General features: G+C 65.7%; 15 protein-coding genes, 1 tRNA gene, 1 pseudogene and 2 riboswitches. Of the genes and pseudogenes, 9 read left to right on the forward strand and 8 right to left on the reverse strand.

Annotated elements, in window-relative coordinates:
- Positions 1-61: 61 nt before the first annotated feature.
- From gcvT to DRB87_RS24375, 3 genes are all read right to left on the reverse strand, one after another.
- Positions 62-1168, reverse strand: coding sequence for a glycine cleavage system aminomethyltransferase GcvT (gene gcvT / locus DRB87_RS22145; RefSeq protein ID WP_017233614.1), 1107 nt, complete (start codon positions 1166-1168; stop codon positions 62-64).
- A 137-nt stretch (positions 1169-1305) separates the two neighbouring features.
- A riboswitch (glycine riboswitch) is annotated at positions 1306-1442 on the reverse strand.
- An 8-nt stretch (positions 1443-1450) separates the two neighbouring features.
- Positions 1451-1547, reverse strand: a riboswitch (glycine riboswitch).
- 151 nt (positions 1548-1698) lie between these two features.
- On the reverse strand, positions 1699-2313 hold the full coding sequence (locus tag DRB87_RS22150; RefSeq protein ID WP_130027537.1) for a hypothetical protein: 615 nt from the start codon (positions 2311-2313) through the stop codon (positions 1699-1701).
- On the reverse strand, positions 2310-2717 hold the full coding sequence (locus DRB87_RS24375; RefSeq protein ID WP_130027538.1) for a zinc ribbon domain-containing protein: 408 nt from the start codon (positions 2715-2717) through the stop codon (positions 2310-2312). The genes DRB87_RS22150 and DRB87_RS24375 overlap by 4 nt, the downstream gene beginning before the upstream one ends.
- Before the next feature lie 72 nt (positions 2718-2789).
- Here DRB87_RS24375 and DRB87_RS22160 point away from each other — a divergent pair.
- Together DRB87_RS22160 and DRB87_RS22165 are read left to right on the forward strand one after the other, a co-directional pair.
- A pseudogene (locus tag DRB87_RS22160) lies at positions 2790-4893 on the forward strand (UvrD-helicase domain-containing protein).
- 478 nt (positions 4894-5371) lie between these two features.
- On the forward strand, positions 5372-6148 hold the full coding sequence (locus DRB87_RS22165; protein ID WP_130027539.1) for a metallophosphoesterase: 777 nt from the start codon (positions 5372-5374) through the stop codon (positions 6146-6148).
- A 114-nt stretch (positions 6149-6262) separates the two neighbouring features.
- Here DRB87_RS22165 and DRB87_RS22170 read toward each other — a convergent pair whose 3' ends face one another.
- Positions 6263-7156 carry a cytochrome c5 family protein gene (locus DRB87_RS22170; RefSeq protein WP_130027540.1) on the reverse strand — a complete coding sequence of 298 codons (894 nt, stop codon included), beginning with the start codon at positions 7154-7156 and terminating at the stop codon, positions 6263-6265.
- A gap of 381 nt (positions 7157-7537) precedes the next feature.
- On the opposite strand from DRB87_RS22170, the gene DRB87_RS22175 reads away from it, so the two are divergent.
- The 3 genes from DRB87_RS22175 (at position 7538) to DRB87_RS22185 (ending at position 11679) form a co-directional block, all read left to right on the forward strand.
- Positions 7538-7612 (forward strand) — tRNA-Arg (locus tag DRB87_RS22175).
- A gap of 393 nt (positions 7613-8005) precedes the next feature.
- A complete protein-coding gene (locus DRB87_RS22180; RefSeq protein WP_130027541.1) occupies positions 8006-10720 on the forward strand; it encodes an autotransporter-associated beta strand repeat-containing protein in 2715 nt (904 codons plus the stop codon).
- Entirely contained in the window at positions 10717-11679 is a 963-nt protein-coding gene (locus tag DRB87_RS22185) for an autotransporter outer membrane beta-barrel domain-containing protein (protein ID WP_130027542.1), read from the forward strand. Before DRB87_RS22180 ends, DRB87_RS22185 begins: the two co-directional genes overlap by 4 nt.
- Before the next feature lie 42 nt (positions 11680-11721).
- Here DRB87_RS22185 and DRB87_RS22190 read toward each other — a convergent pair whose 3' ends face one another.
- The gene (locus tag DRB87_RS22190) at positions 11722-12255 is read right to left on the reverse strand and encodes a hypothetical protein (protein ID WP_130027543.1); all 534 of its coding nucleotides are present in this window, start codon (positions 12253-12255) and stop codon (positions 11722-11724) included.
- Entirely contained in the window at positions 12255-12953 is a 699-nt protein-coding gene (locus tag DRB87_RS22195; RefSeq protein WP_130027544.1) for a flagellar basal body L-ring protein FlgH, read from the reverse strand. The genes DRB87_RS22190 and DRB87_RS22195 overlap by 1 nt, the downstream gene beginning before the upstream one ends.
- A gap of 278 nt (positions 12954-13231) precedes the next feature.
- Between DRB87_RS22195 and DRB87_RS22200 the strand changes: the two genes are divergently transcribed.
- From DRB87_RS22200 to DRB87_RS22215, 4 genes are all read left to right on the forward strand, one after another.
- Positions 13232-14359: an ATP-binding protein gene (locus tag DRB87_RS22200; protein WP_240756109.1), complete on the forward strand. Its 1128-nt coding sequence runs from the start codon at positions 13232-13234 to the stop codon at positions 14357-14359.
- A gap of 104 nt (positions 14360-14463) precedes the next feature.
- Positions 14464-15261 (forward strand): response regulator, encoded by a 798-nt coding sequence (locus tag DRB87_RS22205; protein WP_240756343.1) that lies wholly within the window; start codon positions 14464-14466, stop codon positions 15259-15261.
- A gap of 147 nt (positions 15262-15408) precedes the next feature.
- Positions 15409-15801: a hypothetical protein gene (locus DRB87_RS22210; RefSeq protein WP_130027547.1), complete on the forward strand. Its 393-nt coding sequence runs from the start codon at positions 15409-15411 to the stop codon at positions 15799-15801.
- A gap of 282 nt (positions 15802-16083) precedes the next feature.
- Positions 16084-16686 (forward strand): YSC84-related protein, encoded by a 603-nt coding sequence (locus DRB87_RS22215; protein ID WP_130027548.1) that lies wholly within the window; start codon positions 16084-16086, stop codon positions 16684-16686.
- Positions 16687-16808: 122 nt separating this feature from the next.
- On the opposite strand, the gene DRB87_RS22220 is transcribed toward DRB87_RS22215, so the two are convergent.
- Together DRB87_RS22220 and DRB87_RS22225 are read right to left on the reverse strand one after the other, a co-directional pair.
- Positions 16809-17678 (reverse strand): ABC transporter permease, encoded by an 870-nt coding sequence (locus DRB87_RS22220; protein WP_017231589.1) that lies wholly within the window; start codon positions 17676-17678, stop codon positions 16809-16811.
- 82 nt (positions 17679-17760) lie between these two features.
- Positions 17761-18594, reverse strand: coding sequence for an ABC transporter ATP-binding protein (locus DRB87_RS22225; protein WP_130027549.1), 834 nt, complete (start codon positions 18592-18594; stop codon positions 17761-17763).
- Between the last annotated feature and the right edge of the window lie 138 nt (positions 18595-18732).

The raw sequence follows: 18732 nt of genomic DNA on the forward strand, positions 1-18732 counted from the left end.
CAGTGTTTGGGGTATTCGGTTATCGGTAATTCGTGTCGCCGCACCGTGGCGCCGATGTTACTCAGGCCACCACGGCCTTGCCGTGACGCACGAACGGTAATTTGACCACACGTGCGGGTAATTGCTTGTCACGAATTTGCACCTGGACAGTCGCGCCGTCCGGCACGCCCTTCGGCAAACGGGCGAACGCGATCGATTGCTGCAGGCTCGGACTGAACGTGCCGCTGGTGATTTCGCCGTCGCCCGCCTCGGTCACCACGACCTGGTGCGCGCGCAACACGCCGCCCTTGCCGTCGAGCACAAGGCCCGCGAAGCGCCACGTCTGGCCGCGCGAGAGCAGCGAATCCTTGCCGACGAACGTGCGGTCGCTCTCCTTCTCGACGGTCCAGCCCAGGCCGGCGTCCAGCGGCGACACGTCGTCGTCCATGTCTTGGCCGTACAGGTTCATGCCGGCTTCCAGACGCAACGTGTCACGCGCGCCCAGCCCGGCCGGACGCACGCCCGCCGCGACCAGTGCATTCCACAGCGCGGCCACGTGATCGGCGTTCACGATCACTTCGAAGCCGTCTTCGCCGGTGTAACCCGTGCGCGCGATCATCAACTCGCCGAACGCCGTGTCCTTGGCGAAAGCGGCATTGAACGGCTTGAGCGCTTCGCTCGCGGCCTGGCTGCCCGGCACCGCCTGCCACACCTTGGCGCGGGCGTTCGGCCCCTGGACCGCGACGATCGACAGATCGCGGCGCGGAATGATCGTCAGGCTGTAATCGCCGTGCGCATTGAGCTGGCCGATCCAGGCGAGGTCCTTGTCGGCCGTGCCGGCATTGACCACCACGCGGAACCAGTCTTCGGCGATGAAATAGATGATGAGGTCGTCGATCACGCCGCCGCTCGGGTTGAGCATGCAGGTGTAGAGCGCCTTGCCCGGGGTTTGCAGCTTGTCGACGTTGTTGGCGACGGCGTAGCGCAGGAATTCGCGGCAGCTCGGGCCATGCAGATCGACCACGCACATGTGCGAGACGTCGAACATGCCGGCGTCGGTGCGCACGGCGTTGTGCTCTTCAATCTGGGAGCCGTAGTTCACGGGCATGTCCCAGCCGCCGAAATCGACCATGCGGGCGCCCGCGGCGCGGTGCGTATCGTTGAGCGGAGTGCGTTTGAGTTCGGTCATCGGGGCGTCAAGGCATCAAGGGTCAGGCATTTCGGAATACGGCGTCCGACAATGCAAAAAGGGGTCATCTCGACGACCGGCACTTTCCGCGTCCGGCGCGTGCGTGTGCACGTGCCCGGCGCAATGCCAGTTGGCGAGATGACCCCTCTGTCCTTGGTACCTGAGAGATTGCCCGGTGCGTGCGGCGCGCTGTGCGCCAAGCCGCTCGTGCCGGCCCCTTCGGTGGGTTGTCCGCGTGCCACGCACGCCGCAACCGCTCTCCAGAGATCGAAGGCGATGCCTTCGGCGCGGACGGTCCTTGATGCCTGAGAGTTTGTGGGTATTACCCCTTCGGCGGCCCCGGCATGTGCTTCCCGGTGCGCTCTCCCGACCACGCTCGCGCACTTTACGGCGAAAGGCGAAGACTGTCAATTTGATGCAGATTGCCCGAGCGCGAATCCGCGTCGAACGCCGTCGGACGGGCATTCCCCGTCATTCGTCGTGCATGGGGAAACGGGCGCATTTTTGATCGCGCAGATCGCGTGAGCCGATTAGTGCGACTCGCCGGGATTCGTGCCCGCCGGACAGCCATTCTTGCCCCAGCGTCCGTTACACACGGCCCACACGCAGCGCTGCTTCGGTATCACCTCATACCAGCGATAGCGGTCGCACTGCGCCAGTGCTGCGGCCACGGCACTGGCCGCCGACGGCGCCACTGCCGGTGATGCCACCGGTGCCGCCGGTGCCGCGCCCGGCTGGGCTTCGGCGGCGATCGAGCCAATATCGTTGTTGTCGAAATGCGCGGGAAGATCGACATTGGCCGGCGCACGCGCCGTATTGCCGGCCGCGCCTGCCCCCGCGCGGCGGCTGAGCAGTTGCATCATGTCGTCCGGCGCGTTGTTGCGGGTCGGGGGCGATGTGGGCGCCGTGACAGCGGCAGTCAACGCTGCGGTGGCCGCCGAGGCGGTGAGCGGCGCGGGCTGGCTGGCCGAAGCGACGTCGGCCGCCGCACCGGACGCGGCCGCATCGACCGCCGCCAACGCCTGCGCCCGGGCCAGCGCGGCAGATGCCTCGCCTGACGCAGGATTGCCCCCCGCCGCCGCCAGCGCGGCCGACGCGACGGCTGGCGGCGCATCGTTACCGGAGTTGAAAGGGGTGACGGTCATTGCGTCGGATGACTTGGGCACCGGGTCGACGTAGGGGCGCGCAGATTCCACCAGATGCCGAGCAGCGCGACGGCGGCGAAAACCGCCGTGCCGAACACGAGCGCGCCGGTGACCCAGCCGGAAGATTCGGCATCCGCGAGTCTTGCGCCACACTGCGCACAGTGCCGCGCACGCGGCGCATTGTTCGTCCCACAGGTTGGACATTGCACGGCGACCCCACCACGATGGCAACGTTGCCCATTATAGGCATCCGGTCTGCGTCGACGCCAGCCTTCGGCGTCGCGCCCGCCCCACAGTTGGCGTTCGCACAACGCCTGTCGGGCGCGCACGGCCGCGTGGCGCTCGCATGATAGACTTGCCCACCGCCCGGCGCTTGCCGATGCATCGCCCCGGCGGGCGGCCACGCATCGCCGTCACAGCCCTCGCCGTGCGCGCACCCTTGCCGGCCGCCGTCTTCATCTCCTTCGCGTCACACCATGTCCTCCTTCCCGCTCAATCCCGCTCAGAACGAAGCCACACGCTATTTCGACGGCCCATGTCTCGTGCTGGCCGGGCGGGCAGCGGCAAGACGCGCGTCATCACGCAAAAGATCGCGTGGCTCATCGAGACGAAGGGGTTCGAGCCGAAGCACATCGCCGCCGTGACCTTCACGAACAAGGCCGCCGCCGAAATGCGCGAGCGCGTGGCCAAGCAGCTCGAAGGCAAGCTGCTGACCACGCCGGGCAAGGAAGGCCGAAAGGTGCCTGTCAACCAGCTCACCATTTGTACGTTCCACTCGCTGGGCGTGCAAATCCTGCGGCGCGAGGCGGCGAACGTCGGGTTGAAGCCGCAGTTCTCGATTCTCGACGCCGACGACTGCTTCGGGCTGATTCAGGAGCAGTTGGGCACGACCGACAAGGCGATGATTCGCGGCGTGCAGACCGCCATCTCGCTCTGGAAGAACGGACTGGTCACACCCGAGACAGCGCTGGCCGCCGCCGAAACCGCCGACGAACATCAGGCCGCACTCGTCTATCGCAATTACATGGCCACGTTGCAGGCTTATCAGGCCGTCGACTTCGACGACCTGATCCGGCTACCCGCCCAACTCTTCGAACGCGACGAGGACGTGCGCGAGCGTTGGCAGAACAAGCTGCGCTATCTGCTCATCGACGAGTACCAGGACACCAACACCTGCCAATACCTGCTGCTCAAGCTGCTCGCGGGTCCACGCGCGGCGTTCACCGCCGTGGGCGACGACGATCAGGCGATCTACGGCTGGCGCGGCGCCACGCTGGAGAACCTCAAGCAGTTGCAGGTCGACTTCCCGACGCTCAAGGTCGTCAAGCTGGAACAGAATTACCGCTCGACGTCGCGCATTCTGACGGCGGCGAACAACGTCATCGCAAAGAATCCGAAACTCTTCGAGAAGAAGCTGTGGAGTGAGCACGGCCTGGGCGATCCGATCACGGTCACGGCGATGAACGACGAAGAGCATGAAGCCGAGTCGGTCGTTTTTCGCTTGTCGGCACACAAGTTCGAGCGGCGCGCCGAGTTTCGCGACTACGCCATTCTCTATCGCGGCAACCATCAGGCGCGTATCTTCGAGCAAGTGCTGCGGCGCGAACGCATTCCGTACGTGCTCTCCGGCGGCCAGTCGTTTTTCGACAAGGCGGAAATCAAGGACCTGTGCGCGTACCTGCGGCTGTTGGCAAACCCCGACGACGATCCCGCCTTCATTCGCGCCGTGACCACGCCGCGCCGGGGGTCGGCAGCACCACGCTCGAAGTGCTCGGCAGCTTCGCGGGACAGGCCAAGGTGTCGCTGTTCGAGGCCGTCTACATGGGGGCGGTCGAGGCGCGGCTGCCGCCGCGCCAGCTCGAACCGCTGCGTGCGTTTTGCGACTTCATCCAGCGTATTGCAGCGCGCGCGGCGCGCGACCCGGCCAATGAAGTCATCGACGATCTGATGGAAGGGATTCACTACGAGGCGTATCTGTACGACACATTCGACGAGCGCCAGGCGCAATCGCGCTGGACCACCGTGCTCGAATTCCTCGAATGGATGAAGCGCAAGGGCACGCGTGGCGACGAGGCGCAGCCCACCGGCTTCGACAAGGCCGATGCCCTCGACGACGATGGCAAGAGCCTGATGGAACTCACACAGACCATTGCCCTGATGTCGATGCTCGAAGGCCGCGACGGCGACGATCCCGATGCCGTGCGCCTGTCGACGCTGCACGCCTCGAAGGGGCTGGAGTATCCCCACGTGTTTCTCGTCGGCGTGGAAGAAGGTATCCTGCCGCACCTTCGCGAGGACGAAGAGGTCACCGCCGAAAAGATCGAGGAAGAGCGCCGGTTGATGTATGTCGGCATCACGCGGGCGCAGCGCTCGCTGCAACTGTCGTGGTGCAAGAAGCGCAAGCGGGCACGCGAAACCTATTCGTGCGAGGTCTCGCGCTTCGTGCCCGAGATGCAACTCGACGAAGCGCCGCCCCCGCCGCCCGAAGACGCGCCCATGTCGCCGAAGGACCGGCTCGCCAGCCTCAAGGCCATGCTCGCGGGCGGGGCGAACAAGACGCCGTCGTCCTCGGGTGCCTGACTTGACACGCGCCGACCACGCCCTACCTATGAATAGCCCCGCGAGCGGGGGCTGGCTTGAGGAACGGCGACATCGTACCGGGACTGTCGGCGGCGGCACGGCGTACCGATAAGTCAATGCTTGCTGCTATTTGCCACTACCCGAAGACGTCTGATCGCAAGCGGCTGCCGGGCTCGACGCCACGACCATCCCGACCAGACCGGTCAAACAAAGCAGAACAGCAACCAACAGTTTCCGCATAGGCTCGCCTCCACTCGTCAGGTGAAGTTTCACTATAGAAGCGCATCCTGCCGATGACAAAGACATCTTGACCATCGGCGTGACGCGGGCGATAGTCGGTAGAAAACGGGCGAAACAAAACGTGAATTGCCTTGATTTCGACCCAATGCCCACACCGCCCGCGCTCACGTGATGCGCTCGGCGCACACGGCGGCGGCGCGTGTGCGGCACCGATCCCGAGACTTTCTGGAGCTGGTGCGTGAGACTGCATATCCTGTCCGACCTGCATTTGTCCGTGGCGCCGTTGGCCATTCCCGAGGTGGACGCCGACGTCACGATTCTCGCCGGCGACATCGGCCGACCGGCGCAAGCCATCGAGTGGGCGAAAGCGTTGGGGCGCCCCGTCATCTACGTTCCCGGAAATCACGAGTTCTACGGCGCGACACTGGCGGGCACGCTGGCCGACTTGCGGCACCTGAGCGCGGGCACGAACGTGCATCTGCTTGAGCGACGATCGGTGGTGATTGGCGGCGTGCGCTTTGTCGGCACAACGTTATGGACGGACTTCGCGCTGTACGATGCCGACGGCAAGCACGACGACGTCGTGGAGGAGTCACGCAAATTCGTACGCGACTTCACACGCATTCGCGTAGGCGATCCGGCGGTGCCGTGGGCGGAACTGCCGTGCTTCTCGCCGGACGACTGCGCGGCGCTGTGCCGCGAAAACGTCGCCTGGCTTGCGCGCGTGCTCGCTGCACCCCACGACGGCCCGACCATCGTGGTCACGCATCATGCGCCAACGCCGCAGAGCATCCATCCCCGTTTCGCAGGGTCGCTCGTCAATCCGGCCTTTATTTCGGATTTGACCTCATTCGTCGAATCGTCGGAGGCGGTGTTATGGATTCACGGACATACGCACGATTCGTTTGATTACCGCATCGGCCCGACTCGGGTGCTGTGCAATCCGCGTGGCTATTGCTTCGAGGGACGCGTCGAGAACGCGGCGTTCGATCCGACGTTGACGGTACGCGTGTAATACGGCGTCGTTCACCGGTGGACGCTGGGTCTCGGAAACAGGAATCCCCGCCGAAGCGGGGATTCCTGTGGGTGGCGAGCGCCTCGCGTCGGACGGGGCTAAGCGCTTGGCGGCTTACTTGGCCGCGCTCACCATGTAGTCGACGGCGGCCTTGACGTCGTCGTCGGACGCGTTGGCGGCACCGCCCTTCGGCGGCATGGCGTTCAGGCCATGGAGGGCGGCGTTGTGCAGCGTATCGATGCCGGTGGCGATGCGCGGGGCCCATGCGGCCTTGTCGCCGAACTTCGGGGCGTTCATCACGCCGCTCGCGTGGCAGGCCATGCAAACGGTGTTGTAGAGCTTCTTGCCCGCTTCGAGATTACTGCCGGCGGCGGCGGGGGCTGCGGTCTTGAGCGAGGCCATCGCGGCAGCGGCAGCGGCGGCTGTGCTGGCGTCGGCGCCGGAGGCTGCAGCGGGTGCCGCCGATCCCGGGGCGGGTGCTGCGGCGCCCGAGGCGGGCTGTGCCGGAGCAGCCGGTTCCTGCAGCTTGCCGCCGGAGGCGTTGGCCATGTAGACGATCGCCCGGCCGATTTCGTAGTCCGTCACGTCGTCGGGGCTGGTGCCGCCACGCGCGGGCATGGCGCCTTTGCCGGCGAGAGCGATCTTGAGCATGCCGTCGTAGCCCTGCGCGATGCGCGGCGCCCAGTCGGCCGTGCCGACCTTCGGCGCGCCGGCGGCGCCCGAGGCGTGGCAGGCGGCACAGACGGCCTTGTAGAGTTGTTCGCCGGTCTGATAGACGCGTGGTGCGTTGGCGTCCTTGATATCGACCTTGGCGACGGGCGCGATGCGCTCGGCGATAGCCTGTTCGGTCATGGCGGAACTGCCCGCGCCGGTCAGGGCGTTATTGCCGACGTAATTGACCAGCAGGACGATGATGACGATCGGAACCAGGAAACCCGCAACGACGGCGGCGATGAGCTGCTTGGGTGTTTTGATCAGAGACTCATGCTCGTTATGTGCTTCACTCATGCGGGATCTCTCAATAGTATTTTTGTGGAAACCGAGTGCATCACCCCGGGTGGCTGGCGCCATCCGGTCAAAATATCGAGCCATTGTAGCAACAAACCCTTGACCGATGACACGCGAAGGCGGTGCGCAGACGCCGCAAAAGTCCCGTGTTTTCCCTAGCTTACGCGAAAGCCAAAGCGGTGTTCCGCGTGCTTCGTGCGCGAAGTGTGGGGGCTCTGCATGCACAGTAAATCCGCGCTCACGCGGCACTTGGCAACGAATTGCCGCATTGTGTGGCAAGACGATGCACGGGGCATGGACGGCGCGCGGCAAAACCGCTATGCTTCTACCTCTTTGCCTACCGGTCGCGCGTTCGCGCCTTCTTCTCCGGTGGTCAGCATAGCGCCCGTAGCTCAGGGATAGAGTATCGGCCTCCGAAGCCGAGGGTCACTGGTTCGATTCCAGTCGGGCGCGCCAAACAAATCAAGCACTTACATCCGCTCTCACTCCGCATTCGGCGGGCATCCGGAATTTGCGGCGTCGCCGGAATTGAACGCCTTGGAAGCGCCGGCTAAGAGGGCAAGAATGGCCGACTAGGCGCGAACCGCAATCTGGCCGCCTGAAGCCCCACCGCCCACTTCACCGCGGAACACCGTCGCAGGGAAACGTCACCCTTATAGCGAGTTACCTTACTTTGTATTACATTCGGTGTCCTATGCGCATTCAAATAGCGCACGCACCGATGCTCATCAATCGAAATATGCGCGGTCTCCCTGAGCGTTGGCGTCCCATGACTGCCGTAGTGCGGGGGAAAGGCCGTATCTTCTCGGTCACCGGTCGCCATGCACGGCGTGATACGAGAGAATATTCGTGGTCCAACGCAAACTTGGGCTCGCAGCCCGTCAGGCGCAGCTCGCCACAACGACGTCGGTGACGTCTTCGGCTCCCGATTTCGGCTTTGTGCCGGCGCGAGGTCCAGCCCGAGGACCGACGGGTAAGGGGTTCATTCGAACGGTCGGGAGCACAGCCATTGCGCTGGCCCTCGCCGGGGCTGCAGCCCCTGTCTGGGCTGGGGCCTGCACCCCCAGCGACACCAGCGGCTGCGGTGCACCGGGCGGCGACGGTTTCCCGGGTCGAAGCGGCGCGGGCGGCGCCGGAAACGGCCAGGGCGGCGGCTCCAGCCACATCGACGCCAGCACCGTGACCGTACAGGACCCGGGAAGCTGGGGGGCCCTCGGTACCGGCGGCGCAGGCGCCATCGGAGATATCGCTGGCGCGTCAGCCAACGGTCCCGCGCAAGTGATCGCCTCCAGCAATATCACTGTCAACGGACCTTTGACGGGCGACGCCGGCAACGCGGGACCGGACGGAACCAACTTCGGAAACGGTGGGAACGGCGGCAACACCGGGCTGTATTACCTTGGCAGCAACATCACCGTCACAGGCGCGGCAGCGGTCACGGGCGGGGCCGGGGGCAACGGGGGAAATGCCACCAACGGCGTGAGCGGCAACGGCGGGGGCGGTGGCGGAGGTGGTAGCGGACTCACCTCAGCTGGGGTCGCAGCAACGATCACCAACAACGGGACGATTACCGGGGGCGTCGGCGGCATCGGGGGTTCCGGTGGGTTCAGCGGCGGCGGCGGCGCTGGCGGCGACGGCCTGCTCTCGCTCGGCGGCAGCGCGTCCATCGTAAATACCGGCACGATCACGGGCGGCGCAGGCGCCGCCGCGGGCGCGGGCGCCTCGGGGTCCGCTGCAGGCGGCGCCGGGGGCACTGGCGTCGATCTTGCCCAAACCCACAATTCCCTCACCAATATCGGAACGATCTCGGGCGGTATGGGCATCGGGGGCGGGGTCGGCGTGGTGACGCGCGGCACGGATTCGATCACGAACGCAGGTCTCATCATGGGTGCGCTGACCGGCGCAGGTGGGACCCGAGCGGCGGCGATCGAGTTTGGCGGCACGGACAATTCGCTGAATCTGCTGACAGGCTCCTCGATCCTCGGAACGCTGCTCTTCGACGCGGGAGCGACGGCCACCATTACCGCAAGCAACACGGGGCTGACACTGAACAACGACGTCATCCTGAGCGACGCGGCGTCGCGCGTGACCGTCTCCACCGCGTCGACCGGCTTGACGATGTCCGGCGTGATTTCCGGGGCTGGCTCGCTCAGTGCCGTAGGCGGCAACACGTTGACGATTTCGGGCGCCAACACCTATGCGGGCGCGACCACGATCAGCAATGGCACACTCGCCCTGGCGGGAAGCGGCAGCATCGCGGCGTCGTCCGGCGTCGTGCTCAATTCGGTGCTAGATATATCCGCCGTCACGGCGGGGACGTCGATCAAGGCGCTTTCAGGCGCGGGTACGGTGCGGCTTGGCGCACAGTCACTTTCGCTCACCAACGCGGCCGGCACGTTCGACGGCGTCATCGACGGCACGGGCGGCGTTCGCCTGGCCGGCGGCACCCAGACGCTGACAGGCACCAGCACCTACACCGGCGCGACCGTGGTCGACAGCGGTGCGACCCTCGAGCTCAGCGGCGGCGGCAGTGTCGCAGCATCGAGTGGCTTGACCAATAACGGCGCGCTCGACATTTCGGCAACGACAAACGGCGCGTCGCTGACGGGCATCGCCGGCAGTGGGTCGGTCGCGCTCGGGGCCCGTACCCTTACGCTCACGAGCGCCTCGGGCGTCTTCTCCGGCAGCATCGGCGGCTCCGGTGGGCTGACATTGAATGGCGGCACACAGACGCTCTCGGGCACAAACGTCTACACCGGCGCGACCACGATCAATGGAGGCACGCTGGCATTGACGGGCGCCGGCCAATTGTCTTCGGTGACGAGCCTTGCCATGCTGGGCAGCGGCGCGACGTTCGATATGTCTGCCGCGGGTGCGCAAGCGGTCTCCGGATTAAGCGGCGTGGCGGGCACACATCTGCTCATGGGGGCGAATTCGCTGAGCGTCGACGCCGCAGGCAACAGTACGTATGCCGGCGACCTTGCCGGCAGCGGGACCTTCACCAAGCTCGGCAGCGGCATGCTCGTTCTCAATGGCGCGAGCACGGCCTTCACGGGGACGACGAGCGTTGCGGCGGGCACGCTCGAAGTCGGCGATGCCAACCACGACACCGCCTCACTGGGCGGCGACGTGGCCGTCGGTGCACAAGGGACCTTGCGCGGGCACGGCACGATTATCGGCAGCGTGACCAACGGCGGCATCGTGGCGCCGGGAGGCTCCATCGGCACGTTGCGCATCAGTGGAAACTACACACAGGCGTCCAATGCGACGTTGGCGATCGAGGTGAGTCCGACGGCGGCGTCGCAGCTCAAGGTATCGGGAAGCGCGACGCTGAACGGGGTGCTGGCGATTACGTACGATCCCGGCACGTACCAGGCAACACGCTATACGGTGGTTACCGCGGCGAATGGCGTAAGCGGTCGCTTCTCTTCGGTCACCGGCGCGCAGGCGGCAGGCGCCAATCTTGGCAGCCTGCAATCGTCGGTCGCCTATGGCGCGAACGATGTCATCCTGTCACTGGCCGATCCGTCCGTCAGTGATCCGGGGAACGGGGGGCAGTCGTGATTGCGCCGAAAAACACGAGCGTCTACACCGCGCTGGGCACGGCGGCGCTGGCGAATGCGCAGTCAACGGCCGCAGCGCTTCTCGATCAAGCCACGCGACGCGCCGTGGATACAGGGCTTGCCACGGGCGACGCAGTGCCGCGCACCTCGCCCGTCTGGGCCACGGCCACCGGATTGCATGCCCGTGTGAACGGCTCGGGCGCTCAGTCTGGCTTCCAGGAGAATCAATACGGCTTCCTTGCCGGCGCGGAACGGCACGAAGAACGCGTCATGTTTGGGCTTGCGGGCGGCTATTCCCATGCCGATCTTTCGGAACAGGGCACGGCGAGCTCGGGCACACGGGACACGCTGCGCCTTGCCGCGTATGCAAGCCGTGAGATGGGCGCGGTCGATGTTGCCGCCACTCTCGGTTACGGCCTTCACTTCCTGTCGCAGAAACGCCCGTTCGCGGGCATCGGCACGGCCGAGGGCGATCATATCGGGCAGGAATTGACGGCGGCGGCACAGGTGAGTGCACCGATGGCGATCGCGGGCATTGTCGTCACGCCTCGTGCCGGCCTGCGTTACGCCTACTTTCACGCGAACGGCTTCGAAGAGAGCGGTGCGGGCGGGCAGAATCTGCGCATTGGCACGGATAACACGCAGAGCCTGCAACCGTTTGTCGGTGTGACGCTCGACAAGGCGTTCGGCGACGCAACGCGCCCCGTGAACGTCCAGTTCCGCGTGGCGTACGCACACGAACTGCTCGATGTCGCCCGCGTGATCACCGTGGCCTCGCAGGACGGGACGGCCTTCGTCGCACCGGGTGCGGATTTGCCGCGCGGCTTCCTGACGCTCGGCGCCAGCGTCGGCGTGACACTGGCCAAGCACCTGGATATCTCGCTCGCTTACGATGCGCTCGTCAATACGGCACGCGCATCGTCGCAGGCGGGGAGTCTGAAGGTGAGTTACCGGTTCTGAACGCCCTTTCGCGGGTGGCGCTTGTCGCCGCCCCTTGTTCGCTCAAAACACCACCAGCCGGTCAACCAGTTGCGCGATGCGCGAGTTTGACGCCGACGACGATTCGACCGTGCGCGATCGACCGTCGAAGTACACCGTATTGATCACTGTCCCGTTGCGGCTGAGCGTCAGCGTTGCATAGGCCAGATATTCGCTCGGTGTGTTGCCCCACAGAGCATCGCGCCAGGCGCGGCGCACCGAGTAATTGAGCACCACGCAGCCCGTCGGCCAGGTGCCCGGGCTGTAGATCGTGCTCACGATGCCATAGGCGCGCAGGCGACCCTGTATCGCCGGCAGCAGATCGGAAATGCCATCCGGCGCCAGCTCGATACACACATTGTGCGAGAGCAACTCCGGCGCGGCGGGCGTCGTCGGCGGCACGATGGACGGCAGTTGATCCGACAACATCACCCCCGTCGACACCATGCTGGAGGCCACTTGCGCGGCGAGCACCGGCACCGGTGTCGTGAAGAGGCACCCGCCCAGAGTGGCACTGGCGGCCGCCGCCAGCATCAGCACTATCGCCAGTCGTTTCATCAGAACGGCGACACGCCGAGCAGAATGCCCTGCAGCCAGCCACCGCTGCTCCCGTCGGCAACCTGCCCCTCCTCCACCCGCGCCACCTTCGCCTGCCCCACCTTGCTCGACGCGACCACATTGCCCGGCGAGATGTCGAACTTGTTGACCACGCCGGTGAAGCGGAACGTCTCCATATTGCGCCCTTGCAGGACCTGCTTTTCCCCACCCACGACATAAGCGCCGTTCGGCAATACGTCCACGATCGCCACCGCAATCGTGCCGGCCAGCGCGGTGCTCGAACTGTTGTTGCCGTTGCCCTTGAAGGCACTGGCCGATTGACCGATGTTGAACCAGCGCTCCAGCACAGAATCCGCCCCATTGGCCTTGGCGGTCTTGGCCGTCACGCTCGCGTTGCGCGAGATGTCGCTCTGCGACTTGTTTCCACCCGACGAGTTTTCGGACACCGCGATCGTAAGCAGATCACCGATGCGATGCGCGACCGGTGTCTCGAACCAGTTCGTGGCGGTGGTCGACTGGTAGATGGATCCGCCCGTCTGCACGTTCGCCACGCGCGGCATGGGCATCATGCCCATCGGCGTGGGCGCCGGCGCCGAGCTGGAACAGGCCCCCAACATGGCGCCCGTGGCGGCCAGCAGCGCAAGCGTCCGGAGAACACCGCGCGCCGCAACGCGCGGTAGCATCGACAGCTTCGACATGGTGAGGCGCCCCCGCGCCGACCCCGGATGCCGGATCCGGTCGTCTTGGAATAGTGTGAACGGTTGATCGATGACGCAGCCGACCCGGCGGCCAGCGTCGAGAGGGATAGTAAGGAGTGCAGGTGCAGGCACTAAGCACAAATAGAGGAAAATTTGTGGAGGCCCGCCGCGCGCCACACCGATGCTGAGAAAATGGCGCGCCAACGCCGGCAGAGCCCATTGGTTCGCCCCGTCAGGCGCTCTTTCCCGCCGTCACCGTTCGCCCAACCACGCAGCGCATGAACTCCGGCATCACCCGAAAGCTTTTCCTCGCGCTCTTCGCGACGGGCCTGATCACCATGACGGCCACGGCACTCGCCGTGCGCGCCGCGCTCGGCGGGCATCGCTGGCTGTGCGGCGACAACCTGATGTATCTGACGGTCCTCGGCGTCGCGCTGCTCGGTGTCGTGGCGCTGCACCTCGCCCGGCGTCTGCTCGTGCCCGTCACCCCGCTGCTCGAGGCCACCCACCGCATGGCGATGGGCGACTACAGCGTACGCGCACCGACGGCCGGTGCCGACGAGCTCGCCCGTCTCGCCGTCGATCTGAATCGCCTGGCCGACACGCTCGCCCGCAACGACCGCTCGCGCCGCGACCTGCTCGCGGACATTTCCCACGAGCTGCGCACGCCGCTGTCGATCCTGCGCGGGGAAATCGAAGCGATGGAAGACGGCGTACGCCCGCTCACGCAAGACGCCCTCGCCTCGCTGCGCGTTGAAATCTCGCAGCTTTCCAAACTGATCGACGATCTGTACGAACTCTCGCTCTCGGACGTTGGCGCACTGACCTACACGTTCGCCCCCGTCGACATGACCGAGCGCGTCGCCACGTCCGTGGCCGCGTTCGGCGACTGGTTCGATGCCAAGGGCATCGCGCTGAACGTGCACCTGCCCGACGACACGCTCATCATCAACGGCGATCTCCACCGCGTGACGCAACTGCTGGGCAATCTGCTCGAAAACTCGCTGCGGTACACCGACGGCGGCGGCGCCGTGCGCGTGTACCTGTCGGCCACGGCCACGCAGTTGCGTCTGGAGATCGAAGATTCTGCGCCGGGCGTGCCGGACGACGCGCTGCCGCGTCTGTTCGAGCGCCTGTTCCGCGTGGAAGCGTCGCGCAGCCGGCGAAGCGGTGGCGCCGGACTGGGGCTGACGCTGTGCAAACATATCGTCGAAGCCCATGGCGGCCAGATCACCGCGCGACACTCCCCGCTGGGCGGTCTCGCACTCACGATCACTCTGCCGTGTCACCGCCCTGCGCCGGCGGCCGCAGGCCGGGCGTGCGGCGGCGGATGCGACAGGTCACCCGGCGGGCCGCGCCGACCCGGGCCCGCGCGGCTCGACGACCCCGCCCTTGCGAGCTCGTGATGAACCCTTCGCCCATGGCTTCGACCTCGCCGACCCCGTCGCCGGGCGCGTCGCACGCATTGACCCCGACGCCGCTTTCCACCCCAAGTTCACCGACCGACGCGATGCCCCTCTCCGACACTGCCCCGATTCTGATCGTCGAAGACGAGCCCAAGCTCGCCGCCTTGCTCGCGGAATACCTGCGGGTGGCGGGCATGCCTTGCCGCATTCTCTCGGACGGCCGCGACGTGGTTGCGGCCGTGCGCGCGACACAACCGCGCCTGGTGCTGCTCGATCTCATGCTCCCGGGCATGGACGGCCTCGAAGTCTGCCGCGCCGTGCGCGAATTCTCCGAGGTGCCGGTCGTCATGCTGACGGCGCGCGCGGCAGAAACCGACCGGCTGCTGGGCCTCGAACTCGGCGCCGACGACTACATCTGCAAGCCCTTCAGTCCGCGCGAAGTCGTGGCGCGCGTCAAGGCGATTCTGCGCCGGGTGAGAGGCGCCGGTACCCCCTCCGGCCCCCAAGGAACCGCCAGTCTTGCGAATGCGGCACCGCCGCGCGCGCTCGTCATCGACGCGATGCGTCATCACGCACGGCTCGACGGACACGAACTGCCGCTCACGCCGGTGGAGTTGCGGTTGCTGGCGACGCTCGCGAGCCATCCCGACAAGACCTTCCCTCGTGCCCACCTGCTCGATCGCATGTACGACGATCACCGCGTGGTGGCCGATCGCACGGTCGATAGCCATATCAAGAACCTGCGTCGCAAGTTGCAGGCGATCCGGCCCGACGAGGAAATCGTGCGCTCGATCTATGGCGTCGGCTATCGGCTCGAATTGCGCACGGACCGCCCCGGCTTGGGCGCGGCGCGGCATGGCGTCGCGGGTATCGACAATCCCGCCGGGGCGATGCCAGAATAGGCGCACCCGCGCCGCAGCGCGGTTCCCTTGAGGAGATCGACGATGCCACGCCGCGCCGCTACGCTGTCCCCGATGTCCACTGCCCGCACAGCCTTCGCCTCATCCGCCTCATCCGCTTCATTCACGCCAAACGGCGTCGCAGCGTCGATGCTCGGCATTGCCGGGCTTGCGCGGTCTTACTCGCCGATCAAACGCTTTCTGCAAGCTTCCACTGTCGTCGCACTGCTCGGTGTGAGCGGCGGCGCGTTGGCGCAGACGCCCGTGTGTTTCGATAGCGTCGGCCGCGCCCTGCCGCCAGAGCAATGCTCGCAAGCCGCGCGCGATCAGGCCGCGTCGCAGGCCAGCGCTTCCGGCGCGCGATCACCCTCACTGCGCGACGAGTGTCGCGCGCTCGCCGACAAGATCGCCAACACGCCGGACAAGCCGGTCTACCAGCGCGGACGACGCGTGGAGTCACCCGCCGGCGATCGCGTCGACATTCCTACACGCACCCGCCCGCGCAAAGCCCTCATCGAGGAATACAAGCGCAAGTGCACGTAGGTGGACACCTACACGTTGACGAGAGATGTCTGCAAGTTAACGGAACTTGTTGCCCTATTTTCTTGACAATAACGTCAGAGGCCGCATAATCGTCGTCACGCCGACGGGTTGTCTGCCACGATTTCATGCAGACGCATCCGTCGGATGCCGAATTATCGTTCTCATCATCCGCTTCATGGCCGACACGACGCGTGCCGCGTGGAATGCGTCATCGGCCCGACGTTTTATCCGGATCCATGCCGCCGTGCTCAGCACGCGGCACACGCTACCTGGAGGGAGAAAATGCAAAAACGCGAATTCCTGATGAAGACTTCCGTCGCTGTTGCCGCCGCTGCATTCGCGCTGTCGGGCTGCACCACGACCAGCCCGTCGCAGGCCAGCAAGAGCGACAACTCACCCGGCGCCAACGCGAACAAGCGCCGTGAGATCGATGCGTCCGTGAATGGCGCGCTCGACAGGATGTATGCGTCCGTACCGGGCTCGCGCGAACTGGTGAACAAGTCGCGCGGCATGCTCGTGTTCCCGTCGGTGCTGCAAGCCGGTTTCGTTGTGGGCGGCCAATACGGCGAAGGCGCGCTGCGCGTGGGCGGCACCACGAAGGGCTACTACAACACGGTGACGGCCTCGTTCGGTCTGCAGATCGGTGCGCAGTCGAAGGCCATTATCTTCCTGTTCATGACGCAGGACGCCCTGGACAAATTCCAGCGCACCGACGGCTGGACGGCGGGGGCCGACGCCTCCGTGGCCCTGGTCAAGATCGGCGCGAACGGCGCGGTCGATCTGAACACCGCGACTTCGCCGGTCGAAGTGATCGTGATGACCAACGCCGGTCTCATGGCCAACCTGAACGTCGAAGGCACGAAGGTCAGCAAGCTCAACATCTGACGAGGCCCGGACACGGCGAGGCGCTCAGGAACCTGGCGACCTCGCGTCCCACGCCAAACGACAACGGCGCCATCCGCAGCGGATGGCGCCGTTGTTTTATGCGCAGCCGATGACCGTCGGTATTACTCGGTGCTGAACGCCGCCGGACGCCACTTCAGCAAACGTTTCTCGAGCGACGTCAGCAGATAGTCCGCCGCCAGCGCCACCACGGCAAGCACGATCATCGCGGCAAACACGCCACTCGCATTGAACGCGCCCTGCGCGGTCGAGATCAGCAGGCCAATGCCCTGCTTCGAGCCGAGGAACTCACCGACCACCGCACCCACCAGGGCAAAGCCGAAGCTGACGTGCAGGCTGGCGAGAATCCACGACAACGCCGACGGAATCACCACCGACATCGTCACCTGACGGCGCGACGCCCCCAGGATCTGCGCATTCGCGATCATGTAGCGATCCGCCTCACGCACGCCCTGGAAGGCGTTGGCGAACACGACGAAGAACACCATCACCACGGCAAGCGCCACCTTCGAGGCCATGCCCAGACCCAGCGAAATCACGAAGATCGACCCGAGCACCACGCGCGGAATCGAGTTGGCGATCTGGATGTAGAGACTGAAGACATCCGAGAGCAGCTTGTTGCGGCCGAGCACGATGCCGCAGATCACACCCGCCACGCCGCCGATCAGAAAGCCCAGCACGGTCTCTTCGAGCGTGACGAACACCTGCGTCCAGAGCGGGCCCTGCGAGGTGCCTTCCACACACCATTCATAGATCTGCGCAACGATCTGAGTCGGTTGCGAGAAGAAGAACGGGTCGATCCACCCCACCCGCGCGCCCACTTCCCAGCCACCCAACCCGATCACCAGAATGGCCACGCGCAGAAAAATCACCAGCGCGCGACGTTGTTTGATGCGACGCTGCGCGCTGGCTTCCTCGCGCGCGAGATCGGCGTCACTGAATCCTGCCACCATGGCCTGTTCACTCATGTTCATGCCCTCCTCCAGACGGCGTGGGCACGCGCGTCGATGCGCGGCCCGCAATATCATTGTCGATGCCCCTCGGGGGGCGTCGCCTTCAACCGATCTTCACTTCTTCACGCAGATCCGCCCAGATCTCGCGCGAAATGTCGATGAAGCGCTGCTCGTAGCGCACTTCGGACATCACGCGCGGACGCGGCAGGTCGATCGTGTACACATTCTTCAACGTGGCCGGACGCGCCGTGAGCACGAACACGCGATCGGCCAGTGCGATGGCCTCTTCCAGATCGTGGGTGACGAACACCACCGAGCCGGACGTCGACGACCACAGTTGCAGCAACTCGTCCTGCATGAGCGTGCGCGTTTGCATGTCCAGCGCAGAGAACGGCTCATCCATCAACAGGATTTCGGGGTTGTTGATGAAGGTCTGTGCCAGCGCCACGCGCTTGCGCATGCCGCCCGAGAGCTGGTGCGGGTAGTGATCACCGAACTTGTCCAGGCCCACGCGTTTGATCCATTGGTCGGCCAGTGCGTAAGCGGCGTCTTTGGACTGACCGCGAAAGAGCGGGCCGGCGGCCACGTTCTCGCGCACGCTGCGCCACGGGAACACCGCGTCGTTCTGGAACACGAAGCCAATGCGCGGGTCGATGCCGCTGACCGGCTGCCCCATCACGCGCACGCTGCCGGCGGTCGGGCGCAGCAGGCCGGTGATCATCGACAGCGTGGTCGACTTGCCGCAGCCGGTCGGCCCGACAATGGCGACGAACTCGCCGCGGGCGACCGACATGCTGAAGTTGCGCAGCGCGATGGTGGCGTGGCCGTCCGCCGAGATGAAGCGGCACGACACGTTGTCGAATTCGATGGCCGGGGTATCGCGCGAGACAGGGCTCGCGGCGCGCGCCGGCGCAGTGGGGGTGATGGTCTGGGTCATGCCCGGTTCCTCAGTAACGTCGAAGGGCAAACGGTGTCGTTGCGGTTTTTCAGGGGTGAGTCTGCCCACACACCGGACGGTCGTCGGGTGCGGGCGGCTCGGGTGGCGGCGCGTCGAGCGACGCGCGCGCCTGAACTA

The sequence above is a fragment of the Pandoraea sp. XY-2 genome, assembly GCF_004193915.1.
In the GTDB taxonomy this organism is placed as follows: domain Bacteria; phylum Pseudomonadota; class Gammaproteobacteria; order Burkholderiales; family Burkholderiaceae; genus Pandoraea; species Pandoraea cepalis.